This window comes from Terrabacter sp. P5_B1 (assembly GCF_056400505.1).
This window is the reverse complement of record NZ_JBFULD010000400.1, coordinates 1-3,352: the sequence shown is the minus strand read 5'-3', so window position 1 is coordinate 3,352 and position 3,352 is coordinate 1. Positions and strand designations below refer to the sequence as shown.

General features: G+C 72.8%; 4 protein-coding genes. 1 reads left to right on the top strand and 3 read right to left on the bottom strand.

Features of this window, described 5'->3' with window-relative positions; all coding sequences use genetic code 11:
* The 3 genes from AC1DP0_RS19905 to AC1DP0_RS19895 form a co-directional block, all read right to left on the bottom strand.
* Positions 1 to 700 (bottom strand): hypothetical protein (locus AC1DP0_RS19905; protein WP_478087934.1); only part of this gene is annotated, 700 nt, incomplete at its 3' end.
* Complete coding sequence (locus AC1DP0_RS19900; protein WP_478087932.1) at positions 697 to 1,047, bottom strand: hypothetical protein; 351 nt, start codon at positions 1,045 to 1,047, stop codon at positions 697 to 699. The genes AC1DP0_RS19905 and AC1DP0_RS19900, both read right to left, overlap by 4 nt.
* Before the next feature lie 126 nt (positions 1,048 to 1,173).
* A complete protein-coding gene (locus AC1DP0_RS19895; protein ID WP_478087930.1) occupies positions 1,174 to 3,018 on the bottom strand; it encodes a glycoside hydrolase family 13 protein in 1,845 nt (614 codons plus the stop codon).
* Between the two features lie 108 nt (positions 3,019 to 3,126).
* Here AC1DP0_RS19895 and AC1DP0_RS19890 point away from each other — a divergent pair.
* Positions 3,127 to 3,352: LLM class flavin-dependent oxidoreductase (locus AC1DP0_RS19890; protein ID WP_478087928.1), on the top strand; the 226-nt coding region annotated here is incomplete at its 3' end.

The following is a 3,352-nucleotide window of genomic DNA, read 5'->3' as shown; positions in this document are numbered from 1 at the left end:
CCCGCCGGACCAGCAGGCTGTCGGCGAGGGCGGCGTCCCGCGCCGCCCGCGCCGCCACGACACCGTCGGCGAACCACAGACCCCCGGTGACGGCGGACTGCACTGCTGCGGCGCCCACGGTCCTGTCCGGCGGGAACGTCGCACCCGTCACGCCGGAGATCCCAGCGGCACACCGGCGCTCCGTCACCCTCAGCTCGTCCATGACGCCCGCGTACGCGCGACTCAGCCGAGCGCGCCCCGCGGCCTGGTCCGCGCGAGAACGCTCCATCCCCAGCACGCCGATCGTGCCGGTCGGGTCCGGGAGGGCGGCGAGACGGAGGTCAGTCAACAGGTGCTCGGCGTCGAGCGCATCCCACTGGCGCTGCAACGAACGCACCCGCGCGACCGCGTGGTCGAGGGCGGCGGCATACGCCAGCAGTGCGCGTCCGGCCGCGGGGAGGGCGTCGACGACGGGGAGGCACCGTCGTGCGAGCTCGGCCGCCTCGGCGTCAGCCGCCGTCGCCGCGTCCCCGGTCCAGACCGCGCCGAGTCTCGCCCCCAAGGTCCCGCGCACGGTGAGGGTCGAGCCGGCCCGCGCGGCGACCCGGTCCAGCGACCGCGCTGCCGCGCGCAGGCCCTCGACGTCTCCCGCGGGCAACGGCAGCGCGGCGGCTCCAGCGATCGGTGCGGCGGCGTCCTCGGATTCGTGGACGCGACTCATCGGACTCTGGGGACCGAGATGCCTTGCGACGCAGACCCGCTCGCCGACAGCTGCGCAAATCCCACCGTGACGAAGAGCTCCACCCAGCGCGTCTCCAGCGTCGAGCGGTCGATGCGGTCGCCAAGGGCACTCGCCGCGTCGGCAACGGCGTCGAGGGCATACGCGTGCACGGCACGGAAGCGCTCGAGTGCGACTCGGATGCCCTGACCCTCCACGCCCAGTGCGCTCAAGGCACCCGCCGTCGCTGCGGCGACGAGCGACGCGCACTCATGCAGCTCGGCGGGGTCGTGCGCCAGCGCGAGCCGCTCACGGGACACACCTTCGGTGTCGATGGCGTAGCGCGTCATGCCCCGACCGTAGGAGAGCGTGATTGACCGCATCGTCCGTCATCCACAGGCGCCGGTATGCCGTGAGGCCCCCGTCCCGAGGGACAGGGGCCTCACGTGCGGGCGGGCGAACCGCCGGTCAGGACATCAGGACCAGCGGGCCCAGACCGTCACGTCGGTCGGCACGAGACCGTCCTCGAGCGCGGCAGAGGCGACGATGACCTCGGCGCCCTCCGGCAGGGCGACGGGCTCGGCGCCGAGGTTCGCGACGACGAGCACCCGGTCGCGCAGGGACGAGCCGTTGGTCAGCGCGACGACGTCGCCGGCATACCCCTCGACCCACGTCAGCGAGCCGGTCCCGAGGGACAGCTCGCGACGGGCGGCGAGCAGCGCGCGGTAGAGCTCGAGCGTCGACCCGGCCACGCCCTCCTGGCGGTCCACGGCGTAGTCGGCGTAGACGTCGGGCTGCGGCAGCCACGTGCTGGCGCTGGGGCCGAAGCCGAGCGAGGGACCCTGCGACGACCACGGGATCGGCACGCGGCAGCCGTCACGGCCCGTCTCGGCGCCGGCGGTGCGGGCGAACGTCGGGTCCTGGCGGAACTCGGCCGGCATGTCGGTCGAGTCCGGCAGCCCGAGCTCCTCGCCCTGGTAGATGTACGCGCCACCGGGCAGCGCGAGCATGAGGGCCGTGGCCGCACGGGCGCGGCGCAGGCCGAGCGCGCGGTCGGGCTGCGGGTCCGTCGCCGAGATGCCGTTCATCCGCGGCGTGCCCGGTGCGTAGCCGAGGCGAGAGGCGTGGCGGACGACGTCGTGGTTCGACAGCACCCACGTCGACGGCGCGCCGACGGAGTCCGCGGCGTGCAGCGACGAGGTGATGACAGCGCGCAGGTCCTCCGCGATCCACGAGGCGGTGAGGAAGTCGAAGTTGAACGCCTGGTGCATCTCGTCCGGGCGGACGTAGGCCACCGCGCGCTCCTGCGGCTCGACCCAGGCCTCGGCGCAGAGGATGCGGTCCGGCATCCCGTAGGACTCGAGGATCTTCCGCCACGCGCGGTAGACCTCGTGGACGCCGTCCTGGTCCCACATCGGGCTGCGCTTCGTGTGGTCGATGCGCGGCGCCTCCTCGGCGGCCCCGTGTCCGTGCCCGCCGTCGTGCCCGCCGTCGTGCCCGCCGTCGTGCCCGCCGTCGTGCTCGGCGTGCCCGAGCATCGTCGTGCGCTCATCCACGGTGTCGGGCAGGCCCTGCTCCTTGATCAGGCCGTGCGCGACGTCCACGCGGAAGCCGTCGACGCCCCGGTCGAGCCAGAAGCGCAGGATCGACTCGAACTCGGCGCGCACCTCGGGGTGCTCCCAGTTGAAGTCGGGCTGCTTGCTGTCGAAGATGTGCAGGTACCACTGGCCGGGGTTGCCGTCGGCCTCGGTGACGCGCGTCCACGCGGCGCCGCCGAAGACGGACTGCCAGTTGTTCGGGGGCAGCTCGCCGTGCTCGCCGCGTCCCTCGCGGAACATGTACCGCTCCCGCTCCGCCGATCCCGGACCGGCGGCGAGGGCGGCCTTGAACCACTCGTGCTCGTCGGAGGAGTGGTTGGGCACCATGTCGACGATGACCTTGAGGTCGAGCTCGTGGGCGCGCGTGATCATCGCGTCGGCGTCGTCGAGGGAGCCGAAGATCGGGTCGATGTCGCGGTAGTCCGCGACGTCGTAGCCGGCATCGGCCTGCGGCGAGGTGTAGAAGGGCGAGAGCCAGATGGCGTCGACGCCGAGGGCGCGCAGGTGGGGCAGGCGCGAGGTGATGCCGGGGAGGTCACCGATGCCGTCGCCGTCGCTGTCGGCCCACGAGCGCGGGTAGATCTGGTAGATGACCGCCTGCCGCCACCAGGCGGCGTCGGGCCGGTCCTCGGCGTGCACGGGGGTCGCGTCCTCGCGAAGGTCTACGTCGTGTCCGGCGTCGAGCGCAGGGTGGTTCAGGGTCTGGGTTGCTGATGGCGTCACGAGCCACCATCGTTCCTCATCGGACCGAAAACTCCAAGCAGATTCTGCAACTTCTTGCAATGCGTCGCTCGAGGTCGGACTGTCCCTCCTACTTGGTAGGAACGGGGGATGAAGAGCGGTTTCGTCGTCCCGTACGCCACCGAACGCGAGTTCGCCGAGCTGGCGCGTCTCGGCGAGGACCGGGGCTGGGACGCCGTCCTCGGCTGGGAGGCGCTCTTCGGCGTCGAGGCGTGGGTGCAGCTCGGCGCGGCGGCGATGGTCACCGAGCGCATCCGTCTCGGCACGCTGCTGACCCCCGCCTCGCGCCACCGACCCTGGGATCTCGCCTCGCGCG

What these genes read in the sequence shown, in the direction of transcription:
- AC1DP0_RS19900 (WP_478087932.1), bottom strand. Translation starts at nt 1,047, where the DNA reads ATGACGCGCTACGCCATCGACACCGAAGGTGTGTCCCGTGAGCGGCTC.